Annotated in this window: 10 protein-coding genes; 6 read left to right on the top strand and 4 right to left on the bottom strand. The window is 72.7% G+C overall.

Annotated elements, in window-relative coordinates; all coding sequences use genetic code 11:
* Positions 1-27: 27 nt before the first annotated feature.
* The gene (gene mfd, locus MDN94_RS04410; protein WP_482724654.1) at positions 28-3561 is read left to right on the top strand and encodes a transcription-repair coupling factor; all 3534 of its coding nucleotides are present in this window, start codon (positions 28-30) and stop codon (positions 3559-3561) included.
* A gap of 77 nt (positions 3562-3638) precedes the next feature.
* Here the strand turns inward: mfd and MDN94_RS04405 are convergent, their stop codons facing one another.
* Entirely contained in the window at positions 3639-4928 is a 1290-nt protein-coding gene (locus MDN94_RS04405; protein ID WP_482724653.1) for an SGNH/GDSL hydrolase family protein, read from the bottom strand.
* Between the two features lie 213 nt (positions 4929-5141).
* On the opposite strand from MDN94_RS04405, the gene MDN94_RS04400 reads away from it, so the two are divergent.
* Positions 5142-5915, top strand: a complete 774-nt coding sequence (locus MDN94_RS04400; RefSeq protein ID WP_482724652.1) for an HNH endonuclease family protein — start codon at positions 5142-5144, stop codon at positions 5913-5915.
* Positions 5916-6004: 89 nt separating this feature from the next.
* Positions 6005-6751, top strand: coding sequence for a GNAT family protein (locus MDN94_RS04395; RefSeq protein ID WP_482724651.1), 747 nt, complete (start codon positions 6005-6007; stop codon positions 6749-6751).
* 133 nt (positions 6752-6884) lie between these two features.
* Here the strand turns inward: MDN94_RS04395 and MDN94_RS04390 are convergent, their stop codons facing one another.
* Positions 6885-7685, bottom strand: a complete 801-nt coding sequence (locus MDN94_RS04390) for a DUF4190 domain-containing protein (protein WP_482724650.1) — start codon at positions 7683-7685, stop codon at positions 6885-6887.
* Positions 7686-7917: 232 nt separating this feature from the next.
* On the opposite strand from MDN94_RS04390, the gene MDN94_RS04385 reads away from it, so the two are divergent.
* The 3 genes from MDN94_RS04385 (at position 7918) to MDN94_RS04375 (ending at position 12300) form a co-directional block, all read left to right on the top strand.
* Positions 7918-9963 (top strand): N-6 DNA methylase, encoded by a 2046-nt coding sequence (locus MDN94_RS04385; RefSeq protein WP_482727000.1) that lies wholly within the window; start codon positions 7918-7920, stop codon positions 9961-9963.
* Positions 9964-10063: 100 nt separating this feature from the next.
* On the top strand, positions 10064-10795 hold the full coding sequence (locus MDN94_RS04380) for a hypothetical protein (RefSeq protein WP_482724649.1): 732 nt from the start codon (positions 10064-10066) through the stop codon (positions 10793-10795).
* Positions 10792-12300 (top strand): serine/threonine-protein kinase, encoded by a 1509-nt coding sequence (locus MDN94_RS04375; protein WP_482724648.1) that lies wholly within the window; start codon positions 10792-10794, stop codon positions 12298-12300. Before MDN94_RS04380 ends, MDN94_RS04375 begins: the two co-directional genes overlap by 4 nt.
* 33 nt (positions 12301-12333) lie before the next feature.
* On the opposite strand, the gene MDN94_RS04370 is transcribed toward MDN94_RS04375, so the two are convergent.
* A complete protein-coding gene (locus MDN94_RS04370; RefSeq protein WP_482724647.1) occupies positions 12334-13236 on the bottom strand; it encodes a class I SAM-dependent methyltransferase in 903 nt (300 codons plus the stop codon).
* 49 nt (positions 13237-13285) lie between these two features.
* Complete coding sequence (locus MDN94_RS04365; protein ID WP_482724646.1) at positions 13286-15799, bottom strand: YfhO family protein; 2514 nt, start codon at positions 15797-15799, stop codon at positions 13286-13288.
* Between the last annotated feature and the right edge of the window lie 100 nt (positions 15800-15899).

The raw sequence follows: 15899 nt of genomic DNA, 5'->3' as shown, positions 1-15899 counted from the left end.
CCCTTGCTCCCTGGACGGAACCCCTTCATGAGCCTGCACGGTCTGCTGGACGCCGTCGTACGTGACCCGGCGCTCGCCGAGGCGGTCAAGGCGGCCGGCGACGGCCGCCGTACGCACGTGGACCTGGTGGGGCCGCCCGCGGCGCGGCCCTTCGCCGTGGCCGCCCTGGCCCGCGACGCCGGCCGCACCGTGCTGGCCGTCACCGCCACCGGCCGGGAGGCCGAGGACCTGGCCGCCGCGCTGCGGTCGCTGCTGCCGGGCGAGGGCGTCGTCGAGTACCCGGCGTGGGAGACGCTGCCGCACGAGCGGCTGTCGCCCCGCTCCGACACCGTCGGCCGACGCCTCGCCGTGCTGCGCCGCCTCGCCCACCCGTCGTCCGACGACCCGGCGGCAGGGCCCGTCCAGGTCGTGGTCGCGCCCGTACGGTCCGTACTCCAGCCGCAGGTCAAAGGGCTGGGCGACCTCGAGCCCGTGGCGCTGCGCAGCGGGCAGCAGGCTGATCTGAACGAGGTGGTCGAAGGGCTCGCCGCAGCCGCCTACTCGCGGGTGGAACTGGTCGAGAAGCGCGGCGAGTTCGCCGTGCGCGGCGGGATCCTGGACGTCTTCCCGCCGACCGAGGAGCACCCCCTTCGGGTGGAGTTCTGGGGCGACGACGTCGAGGAGATCCGCTACTTCAAGGTCGCCGACCAGCGCTCCCTGGAGGTCGCGGAGCACGGACTGTGGGCCCCGCCCTGCCGCGAGCTGCTGCTGACCGCCGAGGTGCGGCAGCGGGCGGCCGCGCTGGCGGAGGCCCACCCCGAGCTGGGCGAACTGCTCGGCAAGATCGCCGAGGGCATCGCCGTGGAGGGCATGGAGTCCCTCGCGCCGGTCCTCGTCGACGACATGGAGCTGCTGCTGGACGTGCTGCCGCAGGGCTCGATGGCCGTGGTGTGCGACCCGGAGAGGGTGCGGACGCGGGCGGCGGACCTGGTGGCGACGTCGCAGGAGTTCCTCCAGGCGTCCTGGGCCGCCACCGCGGGCGGAGGCGAGGCCCCGATCGACGTCGGCGCGGCCTCGTTGTGGGGCATCGCGGACGTGCGGGACCGGGCGCGCGAGCTGGGGATGATGTGGTGGTCCGTGTCCCCGTTCGCGGCGGACGCCGCCGACCAGGAGGACGACACTGTCAAGCTCGGCATGCACGCCCCGGACACGTACCGCGGTGACACCGCCCGCGCGCTCGCCGACACCAAGGGCTGGCTGGCCGACGGTTGGCGCACCGTGTTCGTGACGGAGGCGCACGGCCCGGCCTCCCGCACGGTGGAGGTGCTGGGGAGCGAGGGCATCGCGGCACGGCTGGACGCAGACCTGGCCGAGATCACGCCGTCAATCGTCCACGTCGCCTGCGGTTCCATCGACTACGGCTTCGTCGACCCGGGGCTCAAGCTCGCGGTCCTTACCGAGACCGACCTGACCGGCCAGAAGGCGGCCGGCAAGGACGGTCAGCGGATGCCGACCAGACGCCGCAAGACGATCGACCCGCTGACCCTCGAGGCAGGCGACTACATCGTCCACGAGCAGCACGGCGTGGGGCGCTACCTGGAGATGGTGCAGCGCACGGTCCAGGGCGCGACCCGCGAGTACCTGCTCGTCGAGTACGCCCCCGCCAAGCGCGGCCAGCCCGGTGACCGCCTCTACATCCCCACCGACCAGCTGGAGCAGGTCACCAAGTACGTCGGCGGTGAGGCCCCGACGCTGCACCGGCTCGGCGGCGCCGACTGGACGAAGACCAAGGCGCGGGCGAAGAAGGCGGTCAAGGAGATCGCCGCGGACCTGATCAAGCTGTACTCGGCGCGGATGGCGGCCCCCGGCCATGCCTTCGGCCCGGACACCCCGTGGCAGCGGGAGCTGGAGGACGCCTTCCCCTACGTGGAGACCCCCGACCAGCTCTCCACGATCGCCGAGGTCAAGGAGGACATGGAGAAGACGGTCCCGATGGACCGGCTGATCTGCGGCGACGTCGGCTACGGCAAGACGGAGATCGCGGTCCGTGCCGCCTTCAAGGCGGTCCAGGACGGCAAGCAGGTCGCCGTCCTCGTCCCCACGACACTCCTCGTCCAGCAGCACTTCGGGACCTTTTCCGAGCGGTACTCCCAGTTCCCCGTGGTCACCCGGGCGTTGTCGCGTTTCCAGTCGGACGCCGACGCGAAGGCGACCCTCGAGGGGCTCCGGGACGGCTCGGTCGACATCGTGATCGGCACCCACCGCCTCTTCTCCTCCGAGACCAAGTTCAAGGACCTCGGTCTCGTCATCGTCGACGAGGAGCAGCGCTTCGGTGTGGAGCACAAGGAGCAGCTGAAGAAGCTGCGGGCCGACGTGGACGTCCTGACCATGTCCGCCACACCCATCCCCCGCACGCTGGAGATGGCGGTGACCGGCATCCGCGAGATGTCGACGATCACCACCCCGCCGGAGGAGCGGCATCCGGTGCTCACCTTCGTCGGCCCGTACGAGGAGAAGCAGATCGGCGCCGCCGTACGGCGGGAACTGCTGCGCGAGGGCCAGGTCTTCTACATCCACAACCGCGTCGAGTCGATCGACAGGGCCGCGGCCCGGCTGCGCGAGATCGTCCCCGAGGCGCGCATCGCCACCGCGCACGGCCAGATGTCGGAGTCGGCGCTGGAGCAGGTCGTCGTGGACTTCTGGGAGAAGAAGTTCGACGTGCTGGTCTCCACGACGATCGTCGAGTCCGGTATCGACATCGCCAACGCCAACACCCTCATCGTGGAGCGCGGCGACAACTTCGGCCTCTCGCAACTGCACCAGCTGCGCGGCCGGGTCGGGCGGAGCCGGGAGCGGGGGTACGCCTACTTCCTCTACCCGCCGGAGAAGCCGCTCACGGAGACCGCGCACGAGCGTCTCGCCACGATCGCCCAGCACACCGAGATGGGTGCGGGCATGTACGTCGCGATGAAGGACCTCGAGATCCGCGGCGCCGGCAACCTGCTCGGCGGCGAACAGTCCGGCCACATCGCCGGCGTCGGCTTCGACCTGTACGTCCGTATGGTCGGCGAGGCGGTCGCCGACTACCGCGCCTCGCTGGAGGGCGGCGTGGAGGAGGAGCCCCCGCTCGAGGTCAAGATCGAGCTCCCCGTCGACGCGCACGTCCCGCACGACTACGCCCCCGGCGAGCGGCTGCGTCTCCAGGCGTACCGGGCGATCGCCTCCGCCAACTCGGAGGAGGACATCAAGGCGGTCCGCGAGGAGCTCACCGACCGCTACGGCAAGCTGCCGGAGCCCGTGGAGAACCTGCTGCTGGTCGCCGGCCTGCGGATGCTCGCCCGCGCGTGCGGCGTGGGCGAGATCGTGCTCCAGGGCTCCAACATCCGCTTCGCGCCGGTGGAGTTGCGCGAATCCCAGGAACTGCGCCTCAAGCGGCTCCATCCGCGCACGGTCATCAAGCCGGCCGTCCACCAGATCCTGGTGCCGCGCCCGACGTCCGGCAAGATCGGCGGCAAGCCGGTGGTGGGCCGCGAACTGCTGGCGTGGACGGGCGAGTTCCTGACGACCATCCTCGGCTCGTAGCGGACAGGGCACCGGTCCGCCCGGACACGGCATCGGCCGTGCCCGGGCGGGGCACGGCCGGCGCCGGTGAACCGGGGTCAGAACGCGTCGAGGTCCAGTGCCTGCGCCATGGCGCGGTATCCGGCGTCGCCCGGGTGCAGATGGTCGCCCGAGTCGTAGGCGGGAAGGATGCGGTCCGGGTCGGCCGGGTCGGCGAGCGCGCGGTCGAAGTCGGCCACGGCGTCGTACGCGCCGGACGTCCGGATCCAGTGGTTGAACGCCTCGCGCTTGGCCTCGTTGACCGGGGTGTAGTACGCGGACCCCTTGGTCGGCGTCAGCGTCGCGCCGATCACCTTGATGCCCTTGGCATGCGCCTGGCGGATCAGCGAGCGGTGCCCCTCGATCAGCCGGTCGACCGACACCTCGGGTGTCGGCCCGCCGGGGAAGCCCTCCCAGCCGCTGCCGCCGAAGTCGTTGATGCCCTCGAGGACGACGACCGTGCCGACGTTCGGCTCGCTCAGCGCGTCGAGCTTGAAACGGGTGACCCCCTTCTCACCGGCCCAGACCGTGTCGTTGGTGACCTGGTTGCCGCCGATGCCGTGGTTGAGGACGCCGCGGGGCTCGCCGGCGGCCGCGAAGCGCTCGGCCAACTCGTCCGGGTAGCGGTTGTCGGCGTCGAGGCCGGAGCCGACGCCGTCGGTGATGGAGTCGCCGAAGGCGACGACGGCGTCTTTGCGGGCGGCGGTCCCGCCGCTCACCTCGACGCCGGAGAGGAAGTACCAGGAGTCACTGGTCTCCTTGAACGCCGATCCGGTCCTGTCGTACCGGTGGTCCCCGTCCGCCCGGTAACTGGTGGCGGAGGCGAACGAGTGGAAGGTGGCAGGTCCGGTCGGCTCCGCCAGGTAGAGCGTGACCGTCACCGACTCCAGGGGCGCGACCTTGAGCGGCACGCCGTCGCTGTGGACCGTGCCGCCGGCCGGTACCGTCACGGATCCGCCCTTGCCGAAGGTCAGCCTGCGGACCGAGCCGGGTTCGACGGAGGCGCCTTCGCCGGTGCGGGCGACCGTCGCGCCGGTGATCCGCAGCGGGGCCTTCCCGTACCGGTTCGACAGCTCGATGCGGGCCCTGGTGCCGCCGGTGCTCACCCGGACGACCTGACGGACCGTGTGGTCCGAGAAGCCCTGCTCCGACCAGTTGGGAGCGAACGGCGCGGTCGGTGGCTGCGGAGAGGCCGCCCAACCGCCGTGCCAGGTAAGGCTGCCGCTCTCCGCCGCCGCGGCGGCGCCGGTGCCGTCCCCTCCTTGCGTGCCGACGACCGGAAGAACGACGAGGGCCGTCGCGGCCAGCAGCGCGACGCCGGTGCGCCGTAAGGAGTTCGTCGGTGTCATGTGTCCCGCCCCTTTTCCCGTTCCGATGCGCGAGGTGATGAATGCGCGCTCACGCAGGCGTCAAGCGGTGATCGACTCACGCTATTCCCAAGGCAGTTGCGCGGCGCGGAACGGGCCGCGGCAACGGAGGCGGCGCTGGGCACCGGTCTGCCGCCGAAACGGGGGACACCCTGACCCTCGGCACGGCCCGGGCGCGGCAGTACCGTACGGACGGTGAACAGACACGGGGTGGTCGGGCGAGGGGCGGCGGTGCTTCTCGCGGCGCTGCTGCTCACCGCTTGCGACGGTATCGGCATCGACGGGGACGGCGGCGCAGAGGGCGGCGGGGGCCCATCACAGGCCGCACCCGCCGCCGGCGGCACGAGTCCGCTCGCCAACCCGCGCGGCACGGAGCCGGGTCTCGCCGCCCTCGTCACCGATGAGGAGCGGACAGCCGCCCGCGAGCTGATCGGCGAGGTGACCACGAAGGGGCGGGGCCCGAAGACCGGTTACGACCGCGACGAGTACGGCTACGCCTGGATGGACACGGCCGACGGAGTCCCCCTGGCCAGGAACGGCTGCGACACGAGGAACGACCTCCTTGCCCGCGACGGGAAGGAACTGTCCTTCCGCGACGGCTCCGACTGCGTCGTCGTGGCGATGACCATCCACGATCCGTACACCGGCAGGACCATCGAGTGGCGCAAGCAGGACGCCGCCGAGGTTCAGATAGACCACGTCGTTCCGCTGTCGTACAGCTGGCAGATGGGCGCGGCCCGCTGGGACGAGGCCAAGCGGCGCCGGCTGGCCAACGACCCGCTGAACCTGCTGCCCGTGGAGGGCCGCGCCAACAGTGCCAAGAGCGACTCGGGCCCCGCGTCGTGGCTGCCGCCCAGCAAGCCCGTCCGCTGCTCCTACGCGGTGCGCTTCGCGCAGGTCGCGGTCAAGTACGAGCTGCCGGTGACCGCTCCCGACAAGCGCATCATGCTTGCCCAGTGCGGAGGGTGACCCCGACGGCTCGGGGGAATCCGCCGGGCGGAACGGCGGAGGCCGTTCAACCACTGGGGTCCGGGCGCGGGCGTGGTTAGCCTGGCGCCATGGATCTTGAGATCACGACTCTGGCCGAGCGGCCGGAACTGCAGGGCCCCATGTGGCAGATGATCGACACGTGGGTCGAGTTCATCGTCAACGACCCCGTCGGATGGGCCTACATCGGGCGCATCGTGGGTGAACTCCCGGAGTACGTGCTGGTCGCGACGGACGCCGAAGGGAAGGTCGTCGGGCGGGCGTTCAGCGTGCCGGTGGCCATGGACGTGGACGGGCGCCGGGAACTTCCCGCCGGCGGCTGGGACCAGGTGATGCTCTGGGCCTTCTCGGACCTGCGGCACGGCCGGAAGCCGGACACGATGAGCGCCATCGAGATCACGGTCGCCAAGGAGAGCCAGGGCCGGGGCATATCGGGCCGGCTCCTCGCGGCGATGCGGGACAACGCACGCCGCCTGGGCTTCGCCGAGCTGATCGCGCCGGTGCGGCCGAGTGCCAAGAGCGCCGAGCCGTCGGCGCTGATGAGCGAGTACGCGTACCGCACCCGCGAGGCGGACGGGCTCCCGCACGACCCGTGGCTGCGCGTCCACGTCCGGGCCGGCGGCGTCATCGAGAAGGTGGCCCCGACGTCGATGACGGTCAGCGGATCGCTGGAGCAGTGGCGCAAGTGGACGGGGCTCCCGTTCGACACCACGGGCCGGGTCGAGGTCCCGGGCGCGCTGGTGCCCGTGCACTGCGAGACGGAACGGGGTTACGCGGTATACGTCGAGCCGAACGTGTGGGTACGCCACCAGGCGTGACAGCGGCGGCTGCGGGGACCACCGGCGGGGCGGTCACCGCGTGCCCCTGGGCGGGACGGCAGAAGCCGGGGGCGGCCCGCCTTTCCGGCGGGCCGCCCCCGGCTCCTTGTGCGTACCGCGTCTGCCGCGGGTGTCAGAGCTTCAGCTCCCACTGCGAGGCGTCGTAGTCGAAGCCCGGGGAGACCTCGACCGTCAGGTTCTTCGCGTCGGCGGGCGCGTCGAAGGCGAACGTGACCGTGGCCTTCTTTCCGGGCAGGATCGTGCCCTCGAAGCCGGTGCCGGCCTTGTCGTCGAAGATCTGCTCGGCGGTCACACCGTCCTTGCCGGCGCGGGCGTCGGCGGTGACGAGGCTCGTGTCGAACTTCTCCTTGCCGGCGTTCTCGATGGTGATCGTCACCTGGTAGGCCTTGTTGCCCTCGGTGTGGCCGATAGCGAACTCGCCGGGCGTGTAGGGCTTGGGCGCGGAGACGGTGACCTGCACGTCGTCGTCGTAGACAGAGGTCTCGTCCGCGGCGAGGGACTTGCCCTCCTCCTTCGGCGCGTCACCCTCCGCCGCACCGTCGGTGCCACCGGCGGTGGTGTCCTTGGGCGCGGTGTTCTCGACGGCCTTGTTGATCTCGTCGACCGCGTCGTCCACCGCCATCACCGTGACGATTCCGATGATCACGCTGACGACGATCCCGAGGAGGCCCAGCACGGTGCCGGCGAGGGCAACGCCCTTGTTCGTGGCCTCGCCGCGCTTGGCGCGGCCCCGGCCGACGATGCCGAGGATCAGTGCGATCAGGCACAGGATCGTGCCGATCCAGAACAGGAACGGGATGATCGCGAAGACGAGGCCGATGATTCCGAGCACCAGGGCGGCCGTACCGAGTCCGTTGCGCGCCGGGGTCGGCGCTGCGAACTGGTCCGGTTGCGGCTGGGTGTACTGCGACATGGGTCCCCCCCATTGTTTGTGGCGGGCCCGATCTTCGGTGGCCCGTTCTGCATGGGTCAATAACAGCAGAGCTTGTGAACCGAGTCAACAAGAAAGTGGTCTGCTCTCAAATCTCTCCCTGTGAAGCGCCCTGTGACAGTGAACCCGAGTACAGTGCCGACACAGCAAGCAGAATTGTGACGGGGGAGACAGCCGGGTGCCGGACAACGCAGCAGACGGGACGGCAGCAGAGATGACGGCAGCAGAGGTGACCGCGGCCGAGATCGCCAGGCTCGCCGGTGTCGGTCGAGCCGCCGTGAGCAACTGGCGACGCCGGCACGCCGATTTTCCCAAGCCCGTAGGAGGGACGGAGACCAGCCCCTCCTTCGCCCTCGCCGACGTCGAACGCTGGCTCCGCGACCAGGGGAAACTGGCCGAGGTGCCGCTGCGCGAACGGGTCTGGCAACAGCTGTCCGCCCACCCCGCCGGCGCGGTCACCGCCCTGGTCCACGCCGGCTGCGCACTTCTCCTCGTCCATCACCGGCCGTCCGGCTGGCCCGCCCTCGCCGCCGTGTCCGACACCCGCCTGGCGGAGGTGCTGCCCGGCGCGCTCGAAGAGGTGCTGACGTTCCGCTTCGGCGCCCCGCGGGCCGTACGGACGCCGCTCCCCGAAGAGCTCGCGCCCTCCGTGCCGCTGCTGCGGGGCGCCGCCGCGCTCGCCGCGGAGACCGGTGCCCGACAGGCCTTCGAGTTCCTGCTCGGGCGGCATCTCGACGCCAACCCCCGCCAGTACACGCTCACGCCGGCCGAACCCGCGGCGCTGATGGCCGCGATGATCGGGCCCGCGGCGACCGTCCTCGACCCCGCCTCCGGCACCGGCACCCTCCTGCGCGCCGTCGACCGCCCCTGCGCGCTCCACGCCCAGGAGGCCGACCCCGACCTGGCCGCGCTCACTGCCCTGCGTCTCGCCCTGCACGCGGACGCCGACGTACGGGCAGCGGCAGGCGACGCGCTGCGGGCGGACGCCTTCCCCGAGCTCGCCGCGGACGCCGTCCTGTGCCATCCGCCCTTCAACGAACGCAACTGGGGCCACGACGAACTGGCCTACGACCCGCGGTGGGAGTACGGCCTGCCCGCCCGCACCGAGTCCGAACTGGCCTGGGTGCAGCACGCGCTCGCCCGGCTGCGCCCCGGCGGCACCGCCGTACTGCTGATGCCTCCCGCCGCCGCTTCCCGCCGGTCCGGGCGCCGCGTCCGCGCCGGTCTGCTGCGCCGCGGCGCGCTGCGGGCCGTCGTCGCCCTCCCGGCGGGGGCCGCGCCCCCCTATGGCATCCCGCTACACCTGTGGGTGCTGCGCAGGCCCGGCCCCGCCGAACGCCCGTCCCCGGAACTGCTGCTCGTCGACACCGCCACCGCGGAGCCGGCAGCGGCGGGCCGCGACCGGCTCGACTGGCAGGCCATCCGCGCCGCGGTGCTCGATGCCTGGCAGCCGTTCGAGCGACAGGGATCCGTGACCGAGACCCCCGGCGTGAGCCGGTGCGTCCCGGTCATCGAACTGCTCGACGACGACGTGGACCTTGCCCCCGCCCGGCATCTGCCGCCCCCGGCCGCCGGTGGCGGCGCCGCCGGACTTGACGCCGTACGCGAACGCCTGACGCAGACTCTGCGCCGCACCGGTGAGCTCACGCCGCCGCCCTCCCCGCCGGCGTCCCCGGCCGTCGCGCCCGTCCACCGGCCGGCCATCACCGTGGGCGAACTGGCGCGGGCCGGCGCGCTCGTCATGCACGCCGGAGGGACCGGCGGCGGCGTACCGGGCGAGGACGTGGCCGTCCTCACCGAGCAGGACGTCCTGTCGGGCAAGCCCCCCACGGGTGCGCTTCCGGACGGACCGGACGAGGAGCCGGTGCGCCTCGAGGCGGGCGATGTCGTCGTTCCCGTGCTCGGCACCGGCACGATCGTCCGCGTCGTGGACGAGGCCACCGAGGGCGCGGCCCTCGGGCGCAACCTCCAACTGCTGCGCCCCGACCCGGAAACGCTCGACCCCTGGTTCCTCGCAGGCTTCCTGCGCGGCAGCGCCAACCAGCGCCAGGCCAGCAGTTACGCCTCCACCGCGACCCGCCTCGACGTCCGCCGCCTCCAACTGCCGCGCCTGCCGCTCGAGGAGCAGCGGCGCTACGGGGAGCGGTTCCGCACGCTCGCCGCGTTCGAGGACGCACTCCGCCTCGCGGGCCGCCTCGGCGAGCGGCTCGTCCAAGGCATGTACGACGGATTGACGGACGGCAGCCTCCGGCCGGAGTGACGAAGAGGACGACCGTTCCGTACAACCCGTGACCTCTTGTCGGTGTCGGTGTATACGCTCGGTCCCCTACGCCTCGTCCCCAGGCATCAGGAGCACAAGAATGCACGGCCACGGCTATGCGCCGCCGCAGCCCACGCGCCCACCGACAGCGGTGCTCGTGGTCCTGCGCATCGTCTTCGTCGCGCTCGCGCTGCTGAGCGTGGGGTTCCTCGCCTGGGCGGCGATGCTGCGGCTCGCCGTGGTGCGCCGGCGCCGGTCGGACTGGGTGCTGTTCTGGCTGTCGCTGGCCCTCACCATCATGGTCTTCGTGGTCATCGGCGAGTTCAGCACCACGGGCACCACGCCCGTCGCGGAGGAGGACCCGACGGCGCTCGACTTCGTCTGCCTGGGCGTGCTGTTCGGGCTCGCCATCGGGGTGCCGACGCATTATTTGGTCGCCGAGATACGGCACTACCAGGAGCCCCGCCCCGGCTGGTCGCCCGCCGTCGCCGGCTCGCCCTACGGCCCGCCGGTCGCGGGTGCGTCTCCCGGACCCTACGGGGCGCAGCCGCCTGCCCCCGCGTACGGCTACCCGCCCGCCACCGGCGGGCCCGGGGTCCCTGCCCCGGCGTACGGCTACCCGCCCGCGCCGGCGGCGCCGGCCGCTCCCGTGCAGCCGCCCACGTCCCCGTCCACGCCGCCACCGGTCTTCCCGCCCGCGGCCCCCACCGGAGCCGCCGGACGGCCGGCGGCCCCGGCAGGAACCGGAGGAGCGGCCACGCCCCGCATCGACCAGGTCCGCGCCGAGCTCGACGAGCTCAGCGACCTGCTCCGCAAGGAAGAGGGCAAGTGAACGGACGGGTCGTCGGGGGCCGTTACGAACTGTCCGCGCTCGTCGGCCAGGGCGGCATGGGCCAGGTGTGGACCGCCTACGACGGACGTCTCGACCGCCGCGTCGCTGTCAAACTGCTGCGCCCCGACCACATGGCCGCGGCGACCGCCGCCGACGAGATGCGCCGGCGCTTCGTGCGCGAGTGCCGGGTGACGGCCCAGGTGTGCCACCCCGGCCTGGTCACCGTGCACGACGCCGGCAGCGACGGCGACGACCTGTACCTCGTGATGCAGTACGTCGAGGGCGCCGACCTGGCCGACCACCTCGCGGAGCACGACCCGTATCCGTGGGAGTGGGCCGTCGGCGTCGCCGCGCAGCTGTGCGCGGTGCTGGGCGCGGTGCACGCCGTGCCGATCGTCCATCGCGACCTCAAGCCCCGCAACGTGATGGTGAAGCCCGATGGCACGCTCACCGTCCTCGACCTCGGCGTGGCCTCCGTCATCGACACGGACACCACCCGGCTCACCCACACCGGCTCGCCGATCGGCAGCCCCGCCTACATGGCCCCAGAACAGGCGATGGGCGGCGCCGTCGGCCCGTACACGGACCTGTACGCGCTGGGCGTCCTGCTGCACGAACTCCTCAGCGGCAACGTCCCCTTCGCCGGCTCCACGGCCCTCGGCGTGCTGCACCGGCACCTCCACGAGCCGCCGCTGCCGGTCCGGCAGCTGCGGCCCGAGGTCCCCGAGCCGCTGGAGGCCCTCGTGCTGCGTCTTCTCGCCAAGGACCCGCAGCACCGTCCTTCCGGCGCGCAGGAGGTGTACGAGGCGCTGGCCCCCCTGCTGCCGCAACGCGGCGAGCCTCGTGGGCCGCTCGACCCGACGCGCCCCTTCCTGCGCCCGCACGCCCCCTGGCCGGACCGGGTGGGTGCCGTGCCGGCCCCCGCCGCGCCGCCGGTGGCGCCCACGCCGAGGCCCGATGTCGCTGCCGCCGTCGACGAGGTCAAGCGTCTCCTCGGCGAGGGCGGCATCACCCAGGCCGTCGACATCCTGGGCGGCATCCTCCCGGCAGCGGCGGCCGAGCACGGCGAGCACTCACCCGTCGTCCGCATCCTGCGCAAGCAGTACGCGGCGACCCTGATGGACGACGGCCAGTACCGCCGGGCCCTGCCCGAGCTGCGCCGCCTCGCCGACGACAGGACGGCGGAGGCCGGCCCGTCGGACGCCCAGACGCTGCAGTACCGCTACGACGCGGCCCACTGCCTGGAGCAGCTCGGCGAGGCGGCCGCCGCGGTGGCCGAGTACCGCGCGGTCCTGCCGTACTACGAGAGCTCGGAGCCGGACCGCGCGCTCCAGGTGCGTCACCGCATCGGCCACCTGCTTCTCGCGGTGGGCGACCACACGGCGGCGCACCAGCAGTTCCAGTCGCTGCTGTACGACGCGGAGCGCGCGTACGGCCCCTACCATCCCCTGCCGGCCGAGGTGCGGCGGGCGCTGGAGCGCCAGCAGCAGTTCCGCATGGGCTGACGGGCCGGACGGGTTCCGGCGGCCGGCGCCGGCTCAGTCCGCCCGCAAGAACGCCGAGGTGGACACCCGCCCCAGCATCCGCAGGCGGGACGTGCCGGCGGCCAGATGCTTGTCCAGTGCCTCCTGGACTCCGGGCCAGGCCTTGTCGCCGTAGTCGTCGAGGACCACGATCCCGCCCGGGGCGGTGATCTCCTCGACCCATTCGAGGTCGGCGGCGACACCCTCCATGGAGTGGTCGCCGTCCACGACGATCACCCCGTACTCCCGGTCGGAGACGGCCTCACGGACGTCGTGGTCGGACGAGAAGCCCTGCTGGATACGGGCCCGGAGGGCCGAACGGCTGCCGCCGAGGGCCAGGTTGGCGCGTACGACGTCCTCGCGCACCGGGGTCCCGGTCGGGTCGGCGGGCTGCGAGGTCCCCGGCTGGAGCTGTGAGCCGGCCAGCGGGTCGACGATCGTCAGGTCCGGCTCGATGCCCGCCCGGTGCACCATGCGCACCAGGGCGGAGGCGAACAGCCCGTACAGGGTCCCGATCTCGAGGATGTTGCCGTTCGGTGGGGAGAGCAGCGGAACGGTCGCGAGCTTGCCGCAGATGTTGGACGTGGAGCCCGCCAACCGCCCCACCCCGAGTGCCTCCAGCGCGACCACCGTGCGGAAGGCGACGACGACACTCCGCCGGGCGTGCTCACCGCGGCCGCTGACGTCACCCACCTCGCGCACCAGCCGGTCGATCTCGGCGGCGGGCGGGATGCGGTGCGCGCCTCTGCCCGTGCCGTCGAGCAGCAACCCCACCGCGTACTGCTGCCGCCGCATCTCGGCCACCTCCCGCCGCAAGGTGTCGAGGTCGGGCTGCACGCCACGTCTCACACGCTGGTCGAGCAGGGTGAGAGCGGGACGCAGGGCGCGCTTCGTCAGACGGTTGCGGAGAATGGGCATGCCCGGGAACGTACGCGTGAACAACCCGCGGGCCCACCAAGCCACAGTGCTAGGCAGATGAAGACTTGGTGTCCCCCCGGCGACGCGAGCGGGAAAGCATCGGGCGGCCGGGACCGACGACGATCAGCCCGATCAGGCCGGCCACCGCCGCGAGCGTGCCCGCGCGCAGTCCCGGGGGCCGGAACGTGCACTCCACGGACGTCTGCCCGGCGGTCACGGGCGTCGCCACCAGGCCCAGGTACGAGTCCGCCGGCCGGCCCCCGCAACTCCAGCCCGCGATCCGGGGCGCCGCGACCACGGCCGTTCCGCCCGGACCGGCGGGGAGTTCGGCGCTGACACCGCTTCCGGCGACGTCGACGGACACCGCGCCGGTGCCCCGCAGCCGCTCGACCGCGGCGGCCAGCCGTTGTCGGTCGAGACAGCCGAGCGCCTCGTGGGGCAGGGTCCCGGCCCGCGCGGCCCGCAGGGACACGGTCACCTGCCCGTCGCCGGTCCGTCCGAGGCCGGCCATCGCGGCGCGCCGTCCCGGGAGTTCGCCGCGGAAGTCGACGAGTTCGCCCGCCCCGGCACGGGCCGTGCCGAACAGGTCCGGCGCCCACAGGAAGAGCTCGCTGCCGGCGGGGCAGCGGGCCGTCAGGGTGTAGCGGCCGGGTGCCAGCCGGTGGTCGAAGCGGTCCTGGTCGGGTACGGCCGCCCCCGCCTCGGTGCGCAGCCGGGTGGCGGGGACCGTGTAGACGGCCGAGCCGAGCAGCTTCTCCTGGTTGCGGTACGGGGAGCGGCCGAGGCGCATGCCGTCCGGGAGGACCGGCCGCACGGTCACCAGCGGCGGGACCTCCTGCCGGGTCACCGTCGTGGGCCTGTCGTCGGGCCTGGTCCAGCCCTGGTGCGGGTCGCGGGGCACGTGGACGCGGGCGCCGACGGAGAAGACCGCGTCTGTGACGGGGTTGTCGAGGCTGTGCATCGCCCGGCCGCCCGAGGTCCAGCCGCTCCCGAGGGCGAGGAACGTGCGCGTCAGCACGGCGGGCGTGTGGCTGCTGTAGTAGGCGGCGCCCTGTCCGCCGACGGCCATCGGGTCGTTGGCGGTGGTCTGCTCCCGGCCGGGGTCCGTGCGGTAGCGGGGCCAGCCGTCGGCCTCTTGGACGGCGTCCGCCTGCACCTGCTGGCGCGTTCCCCAGGGCGCGTAGTCGTCGAGGCGGTTCAGGCGCTGGCGGTCCGCGTAGGCGGTGGTCGCCGCGGCCTGGCCCGCCAGGGCGCCGATCAGCAGGACGGCGGCGAGCGGTACTGCTCGCCTGCCGCGGCGGGCGAGCAGCAGCCCGCCCACGACGGCGAGCAGCCCGGCGGCGAACAGCGGGTACGTCCACCCGGTGATCAGTGGGCTCGAGGACGCGGCGGCGGCGACAGCGAGGAGCAGGGCGCCTCCGCCGAGCAGTGCCCGGCGGCCGGGCCAGGCGCGGGCGACGTTGGTCCACGCCGCGATGACGATCACACCGGCGAGCACGAAGGTCTGCCGGTAGGGGCTGCCGTTGGGCGTCGCGAAGGCGTGCCACAGCAGATGCGTGGGGGCCCATTGCAGTGACAGTGCCACCGCCGCCACCAGGCCGGTCCAGGCCAGCCGTTCGCGTCCGGGCACCGCGCGGTGGAAGGCCAGCGCGCAGGCCAGCAGCAGCGCGCCCGTGCCGAGGAACAGCGCAGGCGTGAAGAAGCTGTAGGTGGCGGGCAGCAGACGCGCGGACGTGTCCGCCAAGGAGGCCGCCGCGAACTCCCGTTTCCATCCTGGATAGGCGTGCCGGGTGCCGAGGAAGACGGGGACGAGCACGGGCGCCGCGAGCGCTGTGCCGAGCAGCACGGTCCGCACCGCGCGGAGCAGGGCCCGTATCCGTTCCCGCCGCTCCGGCTCCTCGAGGAGCAGTCGCAGGAGGAGGACCAGTGCGGCACCGAGGGTCGCCATGTAAGCGGTGTAGAAGTTCGCGGTCCACGCCAGCGCGACGATCACGGGGCCCAGCACGGGCCTCCTGCGACGGCGGGCCCATTCGCCGACGAGGCACAGCAGCGGGAAGGCGATCAGCCCGTCCAGCCACATCGGGTTGTACGAGGCCTCGACGACCGACCAGCCGCACAGGGCGTACGAGGCGCCGAGCACCGCGGCCGCCCATCTTCGGTCCGTGCCCCGGTGGATCGCCGTGAGCAGCCAGGTCATGGCCGCCGCGGCCGCCGCCATCTTGAGGAGGGTGACCACGTAGACGGCCAGGTCGATCTCGTCGCGCGGGAACAGCCCGACGAGCACCGAGAACGGGCTCGCCAGGTAGGTGCCGAGGTCGGGCAGGAAGCTGGTGCCGTACCCGGACTGCCAGTTGAGCAGGACTCCACCGTCGGCGCGCCCGTGCAGCAGGTCCCACAGCCGGGTGTGGAACGGGACGAACTGGTTGCCGAGGTCGTTCACGCTGCGCGTGTGCGGCCCGAAGGGGAAGCTGCGGGCGACGGCGTCACCGGCGCACACGGTGCCGGCGGTGATGAGCGCGGCGAGACCGGCAGCACGGCCGCGCGCGGAGGGCAGAGTCCACATGATGTGTCGAATATGCCAGTAGTGATCGTGAAATCACCTTGAGGGACGACCAGTTCACCGAAAGGTCGTCTGTGCGCCATGTCGTGACCCCGTCTGCGAC

This window comes from Streptomyces sp. WAC00040, from assembly GCF_056835925.1.
The sequence above is the reverse complement of the archived record's forward strand: the minus strand, read 5'-3'. Positions and strand labels throughout refer to the sequence as shown.